Origin of the sequence: Sporosarcina psychrophila (genome assembly GCF_001590685.1) — a bacterium.
GTDB lineage: Bacteria > Bacillota > Bacilli > Bacillales_A > Planococcaceae > Sporosarcina > Sporosarcina psychrophila.
Window position 1 is genome coordinate 667,501 of record NZ_CP014616.1, and the last position, 15,801, is coordinate 683,301.

A 15,801-nucleotide genomic window follows, 5' to 3' on the forward strand; every position below is an offset into this window, starting at 1 on the left:
AAGCAGCCATCATTTAAAGAGTGCGTAATAGCTCACTGGTCGAGTGGCGCTGCGCCGAAAATGTACCGGGGCTAAACGAATCACCGAAACTGTGGATTGACATCTTAGATGTCAGTGGTAGGAGAGCGTTCCAAGGGCGTCGAAGCTAGACCGTAAGGACTGGTGGAGCGCTTGGAAGTGAGAATGCCGGTATGAGTAGCGAAAGAAGGGTGAGAATCCCTTCCACCGAATGCCCAAGGTTTCCTGAGGAAGGCTCGTCCGCTCAGGGTTAGTCAGGACCTAAGTTGAGGCCGAAAGGCGTAGACGATGGACAACAGGTTGATATTCCTGTACCACCTCCCCGCCGTTTGAGCAATGGGGTGACGCAGTAGGATAGGGTGAGCGCGCTGTTGGTTATGCGCGTCTAAGCAGTGAGGTGTGGAATGAGGCAAATCCCGTTCCTATAACATTGAGCTGTTACAGCAAGGGGATTTATCCCTGAGTCCCTGATTTCACGCTGCCAAGAAAAGCCTCTAGCGAGGCGGGAGGTGCCTGTACCGCAAACCGACACAGGTAGGCGAGGAGAGAATCCTAAGGTGATCGAGAGAACTCTCGTTAAGGAACTCGGCAAAATGACCCCGTAACTTCGGGAGAAGGGGTGCTCTGGTAGGGTGTTAAAGCCCGAGAGAGCCGCAGTGAATAGGCCCAGGCGACTGTTTAGCAAAAACACAGGTCTCTGCAAAACCGCAAGGTGAAGTATAGGGGCTGACGCCTGCCCGGTGCTGGAAGGTTAAGAGGAGAGGTCAGCGCAAGCGAAGCTTCGAATTGAAGCCCCAGTAAACGGCGGCCGTAACTATAACGGTCCTAAGGTAGCGAAATTCCTTGTCGGGTAAGTTCCGACCCGCACGAAAGGCGTAACGATCTGGGCACTGTCTCAACGAGAGACTCGGTGAAATTATAATACCTGTGAAGATGCAGGTTACCCGCGACAGGACGGAAAGACCCCGTGGAGCTTTACTGTAACCTGATATTGAATTCCGGTGCAGCCTGTACAGGATAGGTAGGAGCCTTGGATTCCGGAGCGCTAGCTTCGGATGAGGCGTTGGTGGGATACTACCCTGGCTGTATTGGACTTCTAACCCATGCCCCTTATCGGGGCAGGAGACAGTGTCAGGCGGGCAGTTTGACTGGGGCGGTCGCCTCCTAAAGAGTAACGGAGGCGCCCAAAGGTTCCCTCAGAATGGTTGGACATCATTCGTAGAGTGCAAAGGCATAAGGGAGCTTGACTGCGAGACCTACAAGTCGAGCAGGGTCGAAAGACGGGCTTAGTGATCCGGTGGTTCCGCATGGAAGGGCCATCGCTCAACGGATAAAAGCTACCCCGGGGATAACAGGCTTATCTCCCCCAAGAGTCCACATCGACGGGGAGGTTTGGCACCTCGATGTCGGCTCATCGCATCCTGGGGCTGTAGTCGGTCCCAAGGGTTGGGCTGTTCGCCCATTAAAGCGGTACGCGAGCTGGGTTCAGAACGTCGTGAGACAGTTCGGTCCCTATCCGTCGCGGGCGCAGGAAATTTGAGAGGAGCTGTCCTTAGTACGAGAGGACCGGGATGGACATACCTCTGGTGTACCAGTTGTCTTGCCAAAGGCATCGCTGGGTAGCTATGTATGGACGGGATAAATGCTGAAAGCATCTAAGCATGAAGCCCCCCTCGAGATGAGATTTCCCATTACGCAAGTAAGTAAGATCCCTCAAAGAAGATGAGGTTGATAGGTCTGGGGTGGAAGCACGGCGACGTGTGGAGCTGACGGATACTAATCGATCGAGGACTTAACCAATTTTGAAAAGGGCTTGATTACCCTGATTCGTGTAGCACAATGTCTGTTTTATTCAGTTTTGAGCGAACAAGCTCAAAGAGTCTGGTGACGATTGCGAAGAGGTCACACCCGTTCCCATCCCGAACACGGAAGTTAAGCTCTTCAGCGCCGATGGTAGTTGGGGGTTTCCCCCTGCGAGAGTAGGACGCCGCCGGGCGCAAGGTCATTGCCAATAGGTAATGGCTTTTTTTGTGTTTATTTTTAGAAATTTTTTTTAGATATATATATCAAATAAATGAGTATCTATACGAACTAAGAGAATGCGCATTTAAATAGACAATCGAAGCTCTGAGAGTAGTGGAGCACCAACTAGGCCTAAGGAGGAAAATATCCCTAGCGCAATAGGGAATTCAAATGGATTCTTTATTTTAACTTACATACGTTAATTTGTAATTATACAAAAAAAGTAAGGATAATCGTATATATATATAAACTCAAGCGCCTTGGTGGAGCTGAAAAGGACGACAAGCGACAGAGGAAGGCAGCTTAGGATCAGCGCGACACAGATGACACAATGTCGCAACAGCTCTGCATGCCCCCCGTTGTGTAGGCTCGGGAGCTAGGCGCTGGAGTCTAGACGCTACTCTAGGTGAAAAAGTTTATAATTTCTTGTCTTTCGAAAAAAGGGTGGTCTCAATTAAAAAACGTCGCCTTTCCCCTTCCGTGTCTACATTACTAGGGACAGGGATAATAAGTTCGCATGCTGATGATGGTTCGGAGCTCTTCCACGTGAGGAGTTGGACATCGCCGGTAGTAAGGTCATTGCCAATAGGTAATGGCCTTTTTTGTCGTCCGGGAAATAATGAAATCTCGTACTTATGGAGAAATGCTATCTAAGTTAAATTATTGAATATGTTATGAAAACAGAGCGCTAGCTTCTTACTGGGAAAGTCGGAGCCAAATGACTATAGGATAGGTGAAGCAGTTAGATTAATGGGGTTGGGCATACAAAATGCGATATTGAAGGGTTTATTTACTTCAATTTATATAATAACGAAATTCCGTAAATGTACAGGTCTTAATGTAAGTGAGTTATATATATATGATCGGTTTACGTGTTGAAATGATCGGCTGTGCAGTGGTTATGATTGTTTAGGTGTTGATATGATCGGTTGTGCAATGGTTATGATTGTTTAGGAGTTGATATGATCGGCTGTGCAGTGGTTATGATTGTTTACGTGTTGATATGATCGGTCGTGCATTGGTTATGATTGTTTAAATGTTGATATGATCGGTCGTGCAGTGGTTATGATTGTTTAGGTGTTGATATGATCGGTCGTGCTCCTGATAAGCTCGCTCGCCTATAATTTTAGCCATTATGATTGAACAATTAGCGACATAAGAATTGGTGTTAGATTATGGAAGTGGCGATTAGAATACCTAAATTCATCTTCGGATTCGAGCTACTTGTCCGTCTATTCTTAATAGCTTGAAATCATAGCCTAACAGCGATACGATAAGGGTCAAGCAATATTGAAAGGGGTGGTTATTTTGCAAATGGTGCTCATTATATTCGCGATTAATATCGTGTATGTTACATTTTTTACAGTGCGCATGATTCTAACGTTAAAAGGCTATAGATACATCGCTGCCGGACTTAGTGTAGTAGAAATCGTTATCTATGTCATCGGCCTTGGTTTAGTGCTTGATAACCTGAATGAAATACAGAACTTAGTAGCCTATGCAATCGGTTATGGTTGTGGAGTTATTATTGGGTCGAAGATTGAAGAGAAGATGGCACTTGGCTATATTACAGTAAATGTAATTACGTCAGAGAAGAACTTGAAATTACCGAGTATACTGCGGGAAAAAGGTTACGGAGTCACAGATTGGTCAGCGAATGGTCTTGATGGGGATCGGTCTGCTATGCAGATTCTTACCCCGCGTAAATATGAATTGAAACTTTACGTTACTATTAAAGAAATAGACCCAAAAGCATTTATTATTGCATACGAGGCGAAAATGATACATGGCGGTTTCTGGGTTAAGAGTGTGAGGAAAGGGAAGTTGTTCAAGTGAGTAAAAAGAAGACTATATGGTTTGACGTGGAAACAGAAGAGACTATTGAGGATTGTTTGAAGCGAATGGCTGCAGAAGGTTATGCAGTTGCGGGACGAAAGGAAGAGCCGCTGTTTACTGAGGTGAATGGAGAATTTATTCCAGTACGGCAAGTTATCAAGTTCAAAGGTGTACTAAGAGAAGATGAAAATGCCTAAAAGGCGAACGTTATGGGATAGCGATATGTAATTGTTCGCCTTTTCTATTGACGAATGCTCGCGGTCTTGTTAAAATATAGAGAGTAAATAGAATCCCCATATATGCTGTGGAATTGGCCGCAGTGTTTCTACCAGGACACCGTAATGTCCGGACTATGCGGGAAAGCGACTTTCAGGAATTGTAGCGAAAGGTGTGTGGGTACCTATGGGTGCAATCATCTTAACGCATATTTCAACGTCCTCGAATGATCTGCTTTTCATGCATATGAAGAGTGGTTTGTTCGAGGACTTTTTAGTTTAGGAAATGTTGGCTAGGCTTCAGGTGCCAGACGCTCGGGTCATAAGACGGCCTGTTGCCACAAAATGTGGCAAACTTATGCAACATTCATTTGTAGCGGCACCTAACGCTTTTCTTAAAAGGAGCGGATTATAAGTGGAACCGAAAATCGGTGTCATTATGGGAAGTAAAAGTGATTGGGAAACAATGAAACATACGTGTGACATTTTGGACGAACTAGAAGTCCCTTACGAGAAGAAAGTCGTCTCAGCACACCGTACACCTGATTTCATGTTTGAATATGCAGAACAAGCGCAAGATAAAGGTTTAGAAGTCATTATTGCAGGAGCTGGGGGAGCTGCACACCTTCCAGGGATGGTTGCAGCAAAAACATTGCTACCCGTTATTGGCATACCTGTTCAGTCAAAAGCGTTGAATGGAATGGATTCCTTATTGTCCATTGTTCAAATGCCTGGAGGTGTTCCAGTGGCGACTATGGCGATTGGGAAAGCAGGCGCTGTGAACGCAGGTCTTCTTGCAGCACAGATGTTAGGTGTCCATGACAAAGCTCTAATGAAACGTATTGAAGAGCGCCGTAATAACATGCGTGATGCGGCACTAGAAAGTAGCGGTGACTTACTATGAAAACAATTTTACCTGGACAAACGATAGGGATCATTGGTGGGGGACAGCTTGGTCGGATGATGGGGCTTGCCGCGAAGGAAGCGGGATTCAAAATCGCGGTGCTAGATCCTGTTATGGATTCACCGTGTGGTCAAATTGCTGATATACGGATTGTTGCACCTTACAACGATGAGATTGCACTCGAGGAACTAGGTGAAGTGAGTGACGTCATCACATATGAATTCGAAAACATTGATTATGAGGGATTGAAAAGGCTCACTCAAATCGCACACGTACCGCAGGGCGCAGAACTTGTCCGGATCACACAGAATCGTATCAATGAAAAAGCAGAAATTACAGCATCGGGTGCACCTGTTGCAAACTATGTAGCGGCACAGACGTTTGAAGAGCTAACGTTGAAAATTGGAGAAGTCGGCTACCCTTGTATCGTCAAGACTGCATTCGGTGGTTATGACGGCAAAGGGCAAGTGAAAATCGACTCTGAAAGTGATCTTCACGAAGCGGAATCACTCTTTGTTCATTCGGCATGTATTGCAGAAGCGTTCGTTCCGTTTACAAAAGAAATATCAGTGATCATTCAACGGAATGATAAAGGACAATCTTACTGTCTTCCAGTTGCTGAAAATATTCATAAACACCATATACTGCATGAATCAATCGTTCCAGCACGGGTCAATGAAAAAGTCTTAGCCCAAGCCGAAGATGCAGCGAAGAAAATCGCTGATCATCTCAATCTTGTCGGAACATTGGCGGTTGAAATGTTCGTCTTAGAAAATGATGAAATTATTATTAATGAATTAGCACCACGTCCACATAACTCGGGTCATTATTCAATTGAGGCGTGTAACATTTCGCAGTTCCATCAGCATATCCGTGCTATTTGTGGCTGGCCACTTCGCAAGCCGATATTATGGCAATCTTCGATTATGGTGAATGTGCTCGGCGAACATGTAGCGCCACTGACGAAGATTGTTACGGATTATCCCGATTGGTCAATCCATCTATATGGCAAAGCCGAAGCGAAATTAAAGCGAAAAATGGGACATGTCACAATCATGACGGACAACATTGAAAAGACATTGGAAGACATTAATTCAACGGGAATTTGGTCTGAATAGAGGGGGATACTTATGATAAAGCGATACCCCAGTCCAGAAATGGACGCTGTACGGTTAGAACAAAATAAGTGTTATACGAATTTCAAGCAGCTCCGTCTTGACTGAATAATTGACGGCAGCTTTTCAACATTTCAAAGTTTCAAAAAGAAACTTAATCTAATTCCATTTGGGAGGAAAAAAGACATGACGAAAGTAAACGTATACGTAACACTCCGTGAAAGTGTTGTTGATCCACAAGGGGTAGCAACTAAAGAAGCGCTTCAAACGATGGGTTATAAAGAGGTCGAAAACGTACGCATTGGGAAATTGATTGAGCTAGAATTAGACGAATCAGTTACAAATATCGATGCACGTGTCAAAGAAATGTGCGAAAAGCTTTTAGTCAATAAAGTTATTGAGGACTACCGATATGAAATCGGGGAGGTCGCGGGCAAATGAAGTTCGCTATACTTGTTTTCCCAGGATCGGGTTGCGACATCGACATGTATCATGCGGTAAATACCGTTCTGGGCAATAAAGCAGAATACATCTGGCATACAGAAGCGAATCTTGACGGTTATGACGCAGTACTTATTCCGAGTGGAGCATCGTACGGGGATTATCTGCGTGCGGGTGCACTAGCGCAAAGCTCACCAGCAATCGAGAGCTTGAAAGCATTTGCTGCAACAGGGAAACCTGTTCTTGGTGTGGGTAACGGGTTCCAAATTCTCGCTGAAGCAGGCCTTTTACCAGGCGCTTTCTTGCGCAATAAAGGACTGAAATTCAGGTCTGGCAAAACGAACTTGACTGTCTTGAATACAGATTCTATATTTACGGCAGATTACGACAACGGGCAAGAAATCACAATTCCGTTTGCTCATGAATTCGGCAACTATTATGTTGATGAAAAAACAGTAGCAGAATTGAAAAGTACTAACCGTATCGTATTTACATATGCGGACGGTAATGCAGATGGCAGCACAGCGGACATCGCGGGTGTTTTAAACGAAAAAGGCAATGTGCTCGGTATGATGCCCCTTCCTGAACGTGCAGTTGAGGAAATCATCGGAGGAACAGATGGATTGCCTCTATTCAATTCAATCTTGAAAAGGTGGAGTGAAAATAATGTCAGCCAAGCATGAACCGAACGCACAACAAATTAAAGATGAACAATTATACCGCCAAATGGGAATGACAGATGAGGAATTCGAACGTGCAACAGAGATGTTAGGACGCCTTCCAAACTATACGGAAACGGGTTTATTCTCTGCATTGTGGTCTGAACACTGCTCATATAAGAGCTCGAAACCAGTACTGCGTAAATTCCCAACTGATGGGCCACGTGTTCTTCAAGGACCAGGAGAAGGAGCAGGAATCGTCGACATTGGCGACAATCAAGCAGCTGTTTTCAAAATGGAATCCCATAACTCTCCTTCTGCGATTGAACCGTTCATCGGGGCAGCAACTGGTGCTGGTGGGGTTCTGCGTGACGTATTTTCAATGGGTGCCCGCCCTGTAGCACTTGTAAACTCACTTCGTTTCGGCGATCTAACAGACGAACGTGACCGTTATTTATTCGAAGAAGCGGTTGCAGGGATTGCAAGTTACGGAAATGCGATTGGTATACCTACTATTGCTGGCGAAGTTCAGTTCGATAATTGTTATTCTAAACGTCCACTCGTCAATGCGATGGCTGTTGGTTTGTTAAATCATGAAGACATTCAAAAAGGGATCGCTTCCGGTATCGGTAATAGTGTGATGTATGCCGGTGCTACAACAGGACGTGACGGGATTCACGGTGCGACGATGTCTTCATCCGAAGTAAAAGATGGAGAACTTCCAGTGATGCAAGCTGGTGACCCGTTCCTTGAAAAACTTGTGATGGAAGCATGCCTTGAGCTTGTAAAATCAGATGCGTTAATTGGGATTCAAGATATGGGGGCAGCAGGACTTACTTCTTCTGCGGCTGAAATGGCATCAAAAGCAGGGTATGGTGTTGAGTTAAACCTTGACCTAGTACCACAACGTGAAGAAGGAATGACAGCATATGAAATGATGTTGTCAGAATCTCAAGAACGTATGCTAATCGTCGTGAAAAAAGGCCGTGAACAGGAAGTAACGGATTTATTTGCGAAATATAATGTCGAAGCTGTAACGATTGGTAAAGTAACAGATGATAAAATGCTGCGCCTGCTTCATAAAGGTGAAGTTGTCGCTGAAGTATCAGCTGATGCACTTGCTGAAGACGCACCGGTTTACCATAAGAAATCCGAGGAACCTGCTTATTTCAGAGAATTCCAAGCGATGGAAATGACAGAACCTGTCGTGACAGATTTGAATGAAACACTTAAAGACCTCTTGCAACGTCCAACGATTGCATCGAAAGAATGGGTCTATAATCAGTTCGATACACAAGCTAGGTCAAATACGGTCGTTGCACCAGGTTCATCTGCGGGTGTCATTCGTGTCACTGGAACGAATAAAGGACTTGCGATGACATCCGATTGTAACTCACGTTTCGTCTATCTTGACCCAGAAACAGGCGGGAAAATTGCCGTTGCTGAAGCAGCACGTAATCTCATTTGTTCAGGCGCGGAACCAATTGCAATTACAGATTGCTTAAACTTTGGTAGTGCGGACAAGCCGGAAGTATTTTGGCAGCTTGAGAAATCAGCTGACGGAATTTCTGATGCATGCCGCAAGTTGAATGCTCCTGTAATAAGCGGGAACGTTTCCTTATCTAATGAAGTGAATGGTGTTCCAATCTATCCGACACCAACGATTGGTATGGTCGGCCTTGTTCATGATTTATCACAAGTAACGACTACTGAATTCAAAAATGCAGGCGATGTCATTTATGTCATCGGTGAAGCATCACTTGATTTCGGCGGTAGTGAATTGCAACAAATGACGGAAGGGAAAATTTTCGGCCAAGCTCCGGCAATTGACCTTGAAGTTGAAGCAGCACGCCAGAAAGAACTTTTGACAGCGATCCAAGCGGGACTTGTTCAATCAGCAACAGATTTATCAGAAGGCGGATTTGCAGTAGCGCTTTGTGAAAAAGCATTCGGTACGGAAGGTCTTGGAGCAGGCGTTACAGTTTCAGGATCTGCAGTAACAGCATTATTCAGTGAAACGCAATCACGTTTCCTTGTGACTGTAAAAGAAGAAAAAGCGTCAGATTTCGAAAAAGCTGTAGCAGATGCGATTAAGATCGGTGTAGTTACGGATAGTAACCGTATCGTTATTAACGGTGAAGACGGTACGTTAATCGACGGGACGGTGGATGAACTCCGTTCTGCTTGGAAAGGGGCTATCCAATGCTTGCTGAACTCAGAGGCTTAAACGAAGAGTGCGGTGTGTTTGGCATTTGGGGTCATGAAGACGCGGCGCAGATCAGTTATTATGGTCTGCACGCGTTACAACACCGGGGACAAGAAGGAGCCGGTATCGTTACGAAGGAAGGCAAAAAGTTTCATGTGATTAAAGGCGAAGGTCTTGTCAATGAAGTGTTTTCTGGTAATGAGATCAATGATTTAAAAGGAAATTCAGCAATTGGGCAAGTGCGTTATTCTACAGAGAACGGTCGCGGAATCGAAAATGTTCAGCCGCTCGTTTTCCGTTCAACAACTGGAAGTCTTTCGGTCGCTCACAATGGCAACATTGTGAATGCGGTCGAACTACGCGAGCATCTTGAACGTCAAGGTAGTATTTTTCAAACGAATTCTGATACAGAAGTGCTAGCGCATTTAATTAAGAAAAGTAGCGGTTCTTTAACACAGCGTGATCGTGTAAAAAAAGCATTGTCGATGTTAAAAGGTGCTTTTGCGTTTGTCATCTTGACGGATGACGGATTAATGGTTGCGCAGGATCCGAATGGTTTGCGTCCATTATCCCTTGGGAAACTGGGAGATGCTTGGGTCGTAGCATCTGAGACATGTGCGTTCGATCTTATTGGTGCAGAATGGGTTCGTTCGGTAGAGCCGGGAGAACTCATCATTATTAATGATAAAGGTCTTCAGTCGGACCGTTTTGCGAAAGCTGCGGACTCGGCTATGTGCTCGATGGAATATGTCTATTTCGCACGCCCTGATTCGGATATTGATGGTATTAATATTCATTCAGCACGGAAGCGTTGCGGCAAACGACTTGCACGTGAAGTGCATATCGAAGCAGACGTCGTCACAGGTGTACCGGATTCAAGTATTTCAGCGGCTATTGGGTTTTCTGAGGAAAGTGGAATTCCATATGAGTTAGGGCTGATCAAAAGTCGTTATGTCGGGCGAACGTTCATTCAACCAACACAGGAGATGCGTGAAAGAGGCGTGAAGATGAAACTTTCTCCAGTGCGTCAAGTTGTGAACGGTAAAAGAGTCGTCATGGTGGATGATTCGATTGTTCGCGGCACCACGTCTAAAAGGATTGTCAATCTGTTGAAAGAAGCCGGTGCGACAGAAGTTCACGTTGTGATTGCGTCTCCACCGCTTGTCAGTCCGTGTTTTTATGGTGTAGATATCAGTACGGATTCAGAATTGATAGCAACAAATAGGACTGTTGATGAAATCCGAGAGCTTATCGGTGCAGATTCACTGACATTCCTGTCTGCTGAGGGAATGGTCGAAGCCATTGGACGTCCCGATAAAACAAAGAACTGTGGACAATGCCTTGCATGCTTTACAGGAGAATATCCTACAGAAATCTATTCAGATACAGTGTTGCCACATAAGAAAGAAATTGTTTGATAGGGGGACTTTTACATGTCGAAGGCTTATGAAAACGCAGGTGTAAATATCGAAGCTGGTTACGAGTCAGTTGAACGGATGAAGTCACATGTTGCGCGAACTGCGCGTAAAGGTGTTACAGGAACGTTCGGCGGTTTTGGTGGCATGTTCGATCTATCCGCACTTAACTACAAAGAACCGGTACTTATTTCCGGTACAGACGGTGTTGGTACAAAGTTGAAACTGGCGTTCATGGCAGATAAGCATGACACGATTGGTATTGACTGTGTCGCTATGTGTGTTAACGATATTGTGGCGCAGGGCGCAGAACCTCTTTACTTCCTTGATTACATCGCACTTGGCAAAGCCGTTCCTGAAAAGGTAGAAGCGATTGTTAAAGGAATCGCAGATGGTTGTGTTCAATCTGGTGCAGCATTAATTGGTGGAGAAACGGCTGAGATGCCAGGACTTTACGAAGTCGATGAGTATGACCTTGCAGGATTTGCAGTTGGAGCATGTGAAAAGAGTAAAGTTGTCACGGGTGAAAAAGTTGTTGCTGGAGACGTTCTTGTCGGTATCGCTTCAAGCGGTATTCATTCGAACGGTTATTCACTCGTCCGTAAAATTGTAATTGAAGATCAGGGCTGTGAAATTGACGGTTTGATTGCTGGATACGAAGATCTTGGAACAGTTGGAAACGCACTTCTTACACCGACGAAAATTTATGCGAAACCTGTTCTTCAAATGCATAACGAACTCGACGTCCATTCAATGGGCCATATTACGGGCGGCGGCTTCTACGAAAACTTACCGCGTATGTTGGTAGATGGATTCGGAGCGGAAATTGACCTTGGTTCATGGCCAGTACTTCCAGTATTCAAAATGCTGAAAGAAAAAGGCGAACTGTTGGATAAAGATCTATACAGCGTATTTAACATGGGTATCGGTTTTGTAGTTGCGCTTCCTGAAGAACAAGCGAATGCTGCCCTTAAAATTGCAGCTGAGCACGGGGAAGAAGCATTCATTATTGGACGTGTAATTGAAGGCGATGGCGTCACATTTACAGGGACACATGACGGAAGTCTTGCCGAATGAATCGAAAAGTGAAGATTGCCGTTTTCGCATCCGGAAGCGGCAGTAATTTTGCAGCAATTGAACAAGCATGTAGCGCAGATGAATTGAATGCTGAAATCGTCCTGATGGTGACAAATAAGCCGGAAGCATTTGTTGTTGAACGTGCTGACAAAGTGAGTATTCCAGTTGCAGCAATACGTCCAAAAGATTTCGAAACGAAAGATGCGTACGAAGAAGCAATTCTTCATGCACTTCGAGAATCCGGGGCGGAATGGCTAGTTCTTGCAGGTTATATGCGTCTTGTTGGGCCGGTCCTATTGATGGCTTATCCTTCTCGCATAGTCAATATTCATCCTTCACTACTGCCTTCGTTTCCTGGAAAAGATGCGATTGGACAAGCGGTTGCGCATGGCGTGAAGGTAACGGGTGTTACCGTTCATCTTGTGGATGAAGGAATGGATACAGGACAAATTCTTGCACAGTGTGCAGTCGATGTTGTCAGTGGAGATGAAGATAAAACAGCCGAAGCGATTCATGCTGTTGAACACGGTTTATATAAAGATACGTTAAACGAACTTTTTAGCCGGTAATGATCAAGGCTTGGGCCGGCAGAAAGCAGGTCATGCAGTCGTTGCGACAGGAAGTCGCGATTTTAGACTGCTATCCTAACATACTAATTGGAGGGTTTTATTCGTGAAAAAACGTGCATTGCTTAGCGTGTCAGACAAAAACGGTATTTTGGAATTTGCAAAAGAATTGGAAAGTCTCGGTTATGAACTGTTATCAACAGGCGGTACAATGAAACATCTTGCAGACAATGGCGTCGCAGTAACAGCAGTCGATGCAGTAACCGGATTCCCTGAAATTATGGAAGGCCGCGTTAAAACGCTCAACCCAATGATTCACGGAGGACTTCTTGCGAAACAAGACAATCCCTCTCATATCTTACAAATGGAAGAGCATGGCATCCAGCCGATTGACGTTGTTTGTGTTAACTTGTATCCGTTTAAAGAAACGATTTCAAAGCCGGACGTAACCAATGATGATGCAATTGAAAATGTCGATATTGGTGGACCAGCGATGCTTCGTGCTTCAGCGAAAAACCATGCATACGTCACAGTTATCGTAGATGCAACAGATTACGATCAAGTGCTTACCGAGATCAAAGCAGATGGCAAAACGACACTTGAAACGCGAAGACGTCTTGCAGCAAAAGTTTTCCGTCATACAGCAGCATACGATGCACTTATTGCCGGTTTCTTGACTGACCTTACAGGCGAAGAATTCCCTGAGCAGGTTACGTATACATATGAATTAAAACAACCGCTTCGTTATGGAGAAAATCCACACCAAAAAGCAGCTTTCTACAGCCGTCCACTTGGTTCTGATTTCTCAATTGCGTACGCGAAACAATTACATGGCAAAGAACTTTCGTATAACAATATCCAAGATGCGAATGCGGCTATCCAAATCATTAAAGAATTTGATAAAGCAGCTGCAGTAGCGGTAAAACATATGAATCCATGTGGTGTTGGAACAGGCAAAACAATTTTCGAAGCGTTCAATAAAGCATATGAAGCAGACTCGACGTCTATCTTTGGCGGTATAATTGCATTGAACCGTGAAGTTGATGCTGCAACTGCTGAAAAGTTATCGGGTATCTTCCTAGAAATTATCATCGCACCTGCATTCACAGAAGAAGCAGTTGAAATCTTGACAAAGAAGAAAAATATTCGCTTGATGACAATTTCGTTTGATCAAAACAAAAAAGACAAATGGAATACAGTTTCTGTTGAAGGCGGATTGCTTATGCAAGAGCCGGATGCATACGGATTTGCGGATGCAGACATTCGTGTTGCGACTGACCGCCAGCCAACTGAAGCTGAATGGGAAGCGATGAAACTTGGTTGGGCTGTTGTAAAACATGTGAAGTCCAACGCAATTGTCGTGACTGATGACAATATGACACTCGGCGTTGGTGCGGGGCAGATGAACCGTGTTGGAGCAGCGAATATCGCGCTAACGCAAGCAGGCGAACGCGCTAAAGGTGCAGCGCTTGCATCTGATGCATTCTTCCCAATGGATGATACAGTCGAAGCTGCAGCGAAAGCGGGCATTACGGCAATTATTCAACCAGGCGGATCAGTGAAAGACGAAGATTCGATTAAGAAAGCTAATGAATACGGTATTACGATGGTATTTACAGGCGTACGTCATTTCAAACATTAAGGAGTAGATTGCATTGAATATACTCGTTATCGGGAGCGGTGGCCGCGAGCATGCGATTGCCAGACAGTTCAATGTCTCCCCTTCAGTCAATAAAATTTTTGTCGCACCCGGCAATGATGGCATGAAAAATGATGCTGAATGTGTGCAAATCGATGCGTTGGATTTTGAGGCACTTGCTTCATTCGCACAAAAGAACCAAGTAGACCTGACATTTGTCGGCCCTGAACAACCGCTTGGGGAAGGAATTGTTGATTACTTTACTGAACGTGGATTAACAGCGTTCGGTCCGACGAAAGCGGCGGCGTTGATCGAAGGAAGTAAGTCATTCGCTAAAGAGCTGATGACAAAGTATGCTATTCCAACGGCTGCGTATGGAACATTTACCGATGCAGAAGAAGCAAAAGCGTTTATCCGAGAAAATGGTGCCCCAATTGTCGTTAAAGCAGACGGACTTGCAGCTGGGAAAGGTGTTATCGTTGCGATGACGCTGGAGGATGCGCTTGAAGCAGTCGACGATATGATTGGCAACCAGAAATTCGGCGAATCTTCATCACGTGTTGTTATCGAAGAGTTTTTGGACGGCGAAGAGTTCTCTTACATGTCGTTTGTCCATGACGGTCAAATTTACCCGATGGTTGTCGCGCAGGATCATAAGCGTGCTTATGACGGTGATAGAGGACCGAATACGGGTGGTATGGGCGCTTATTCACCCGTTCCGCAAATTTCGGACGCAGTTGTGAAAGAAGCATACGATAAAGTCGTCGTTCCGACTGTTGAAGCAATGGCTGCAGAAGGGACTCCGTTTACTGGTATTTTATATGCCGGTCTCATTTTGACTGACAAGGGCCCGAAAGTGATTGAGTTCAACGCTCGTTTCGGCGATCCTGAAACGCAGGTCGTCCTTCCACGAATGGCGTCTGACTTTGGTGAATTCATGGCTGCACTTATGGCTGGTAAACCGTATGACTTGAAGTGGGATGACAAAGCGATGTTAGGCGTTGTCATTGCGGCAGATAGATATCCAGGAGATGTAGTAAAAGGGGCGGTATTACCTGATCTTGACGTTTTGTCAGCACGTGACTTAGAAGTCTTCCATGCAGGCACAAAATCAAATGGCGAAGGGTTTGTTGGTAATGGGGGACGTGTACTCCTCATTACAGCGAAAGCAGATTCATTGAAAGAAGCGCAGGTTGAGGTTTATAAAGGCTTGTCTCAATTAGAATGGAACGGATTCTTCTACAGGCAGGACATTGGCTGGCGTACGTTTGAATAAATGAAAAGACCACTAACTTAGTAATGAGTTAGTGGTCTTTTCACGTTTACGAAACATCCAATCCGATAATAAAGAAAAGGAGGATCGGTAGAATACGTATATAGTCAGCACTTAACGAATGGAATGTTCTTCCTGTATCGCTTAGTCGCTTGGTGATGGCCTTACACAATAAGCCCGCCAGAAGAACACTGTCAGTCTTATTGATCCGGCGCCTGCAGGATGCGGGTGTGCAGCCAAATATTGCCGCAGGACGCGGCAATATTTGGCTGCCTTTCATTAGTGTCGCTTCTTCGCTAGATTTGTTCGTTATACGGGTGAAGTATAGCACTTAGTTAATTCCAAATAAGTAGTGCTGAATATATAGTTGAAAAATTTACCAAATTATTTATACTTAAGGTGATGCTTTCCAGAA

12 protein-coding genes, 2 rRNA genes and 1 riboswitch (1 of these 15 only partly in view) are annotated in these 15,801 nt (G+C 45.0%); all 14 genes read left to right on the forward strand.

Annotation, left to right across the window (positions count from 1 at the left end; genetic code table 11):
• A 23S ribosomal RNA gene (locus AZE41_RS03160) occupies window positions 1–1,818 on the forward strand; it begins 1,114 nt to the left of the window's first position.
• A gap of 80 nt (window positions 1,819–1,898) precedes the next feature.
• Window positions 1,899–2,014: ribosomal RNA gene (gene rrf, locus AZE41_RS03165) — 5S ribosomal RNA — on the forward strand.
• Window positions 2,015–3,354: 1,340 nt separating this feature from the next.
• Window positions 3,355–3,876 carry a DUF2179 domain-containing protein gene (locus tag AZE41_RS03170; RefSeq protein WP_156476136.1) on the forward strand — a complete coding sequence of 174 codons (522 nt, stop codon included), beginning with the start codon at window positions 3,355–3,357 and terminating at the stop codon, window positions 3,874–3,876.
• Entirely contained in the window at window positions 3,873–4,073 is a 201-nt protein-coding gene (locus AZE41_RS03175; RefSeq protein WP_067205568.1) for an NETI motif-containing protein, read from the forward strand. Before AZE41_RS03170 ends, AZE41_RS03175 begins: the two co-directional genes overlap by 4 nt.
• Before the next feature lie 76 nt (window positions 4,074–4,149).
• A riboswitch (purine riboswitch) is annotated at window positions 4,150–4,249 on the forward strand.
• A gap of 257 nt (window positions 4,250–4,506) precedes the next feature.
• Window positions 4,507–4,995 (forward strand): 5-(carboxyamino)imidazole ribonucleotide mutase, encoded by a 489-nt coding sequence (purE, locus tag AZE41_RS03180; protein WP_067205573.1) that lies wholly within the window; start codon window positions 4,507–4,509, stop codon window positions 4,993–4,995.
• Window positions 4,992–6,113, forward strand: a complete 1,122-nt coding sequence (purK, locus tag AZE41_RS03185; RefSeq protein ID WP_067205576.1) for a 5-(carboxyamino)imidazole ribonucleotide synthase — start codon at window positions 4,992–4,994, stop codon at window positions 6,111–6,113. Before purE ends, purK begins: the two co-directional genes overlap by 4 nt.
• Window positions 6,114–6,296: 183 nt before the next feature.
• Window positions 6,297–6,551, forward strand: coding sequence for a phosphoribosylformylglycinamidine synthase subunit PurS (gene purS, locus AZE41_RS03190; protein WP_067205578.1), 255 nt, complete (start codon window positions 6,297–6,299; stop codon window positions 6,549–6,551).
• On the forward strand, window positions 6,548–7,234 hold the full coding sequence (purQ, locus tag AZE41_RS03195; RefSeq protein WP_067205581.1) for a phosphoribosylformylglycinamidine synthase subunit PurQ: 687 nt from the start codon (window positions 6,548–6,550) through the stop codon (window positions 7,232–7,234). Before purS ends, purQ begins: the two co-directional genes overlap by 4 nt.
• A complete protein-coding gene (gene purL, locus AZE41_RS03200; protein ID WP_067205584.1) occupies window positions 7,218–9,437 on the forward strand; it encodes a phosphoribosylformylglycinamidine synthase subunit PurL in 2,220 nt (739 codons plus the stop codon). Before purQ ends, purL begins: the two co-directional genes overlap by 17 nt.
• A complete protein-coding gene (purF, locus tag AZE41_RS03205) occupies window positions 9,413–10,834 on the forward strand; it encodes an amidophosphoribosyltransferase (RefSeq protein WP_067205586.1) in 1,422 nt (473 codons plus the stop codon). The genes purL and purF overlap by 25 nt, the downstream gene beginning before the upstream one ends.
• Window positions 10,835–10,849: 15 nt before the next feature.
• Window positions 10,850–11,908, forward strand: a complete 1,059-nt coding sequence (purM, locus tag AZE41_RS03210; protein ID WP_067205589.1) for a phosphoribosylformylglycinamidine cyclo-ligase — start codon at window positions 10,850–10,852, stop codon at window positions 11,906–11,908.
• Window positions 11,905–12,477 (forward strand): phosphoribosylglycinamide formyltransferase, encoded by a 573-nt coding sequence (purN, locus tag AZE41_RS03215; RefSeq protein ID WP_067205592.1) that lies wholly within the window; start codon window positions 11,905–11,907, stop codon window positions 12,475–12,477. Before purM ends, purN begins: the two co-directional genes overlap by 4 nt.
• A 103-nt stretch (window positions 12,478–12,580) precedes the next feature.
• Window positions 12,581–14,116 (forward strand): bifunctional phosphoribosylaminoimidazolecarboxamide formyltransferase/IMP cyclohydrolase, encoded by a 1,536-nt coding sequence (gene purH / locus AZE41_RS03220; protein ID WP_067205595.1) that lies wholly within the window; start codon window positions 12,581–12,583, stop codon window positions 14,114–14,116.
• A gap of 13 nt (window positions 14,117–14,129) precedes the next feature.
• The gene (gene purD, locus AZE41_RS03225; RefSeq protein ID WP_067205598.1) at window positions 14,130–15,389 is read left to right on the forward strand and encodes a phosphoribosylamine--glycine ligase; all 1,260 of its coding nucleotides are present in this window, start codon (window positions 14,130–14,132) and stop codon (window positions 15,387–15,389) included.
• The last annotated feature ends 412 nt before the right edge of the window (window positions 15,390–15,801 follow it).